A 514-nucleotide genomic window follows, 5' to 3' on the forward strand; every position below is an offset into this window, starting at 1 on the left:
GTTATGCAGGCGTTAGCTCTTTTTTGAGGAATTGAGGATGTTTCTATTTAATACAGATAAGTCACCAATTATTTATGTAATTCAAGCTTTTGGTTTAGCTGTCGTAATAGCTTCTTTTGTAGGGTGGTCTATCACGTTGGTAACAGTATTACCTGATGAAGGACCAAGTATTGAATTATCTGTTGTTGATATTATCGGTTCAATTATAATTGGACCGTTTATTGAATCTGTATTGATGATCCCTTTTATGTGGTTATTATCCACATTTATAGACAGGGTTATTATTATAGCCTTATTGAATGCTGCACTATGGTCTTTTATTCATTCGCTGTCTTATCCTTTATGGGGTGTTTTTACGTTTAGTTCTTTTGTCATATTCACTATTTCTTATCAAGTTTGGCGTGATATATCAACAAAGCTTGCGTTCTCAATCATGTTTGGAATTCATGCCTTATTAAACTTATTTGTTGTGCTTGTGATGTCGCTGTGAAAAAAGCTAACAAATGCATCAACA

The 514-nt window shown here is 33.5% G+C and carries 1 protein-coding gene; it reads left to right on the forward strand.

Going from position 1 to position 514, the window contains the following annotated elements; all coding sequences use genetic code 11:
• The first annotated feature begins 37 nt into the window (after positions 1-37).
• The gene (locus A6E06_RS18455; RefSeq protein ID WP_083190372.1) at positions 38-490 is read left to right on the forward strand and encodes a hypothetical protein; all 453 of its coding nucleotides are present in this window, start codon (positions 38-40) and stop codon (positions 488-490) included.
• The last annotated feature ends 24 nt before the right edge of the window (positions 491-514 follow it).

The sequence above is a fragment of the Aliivibrio sp. 1S175 genome (assembly GCF_001690985.1).
Taxonomy (GTDB): domain Bacteria; phylum Pseudomonadota; class Gammaproteobacteria; order Enterobacterales; family Vibrionaceae; genus Aliivibrio.

Coding starts and splice junctions, on each gene's coding strand:
- A6E06_RS18455 (WP_083190372.1), top strand. CDS start 38: ATGTTTCTATTTAATACAGATAAGTCACCAATTATTTATGTAATTCAA.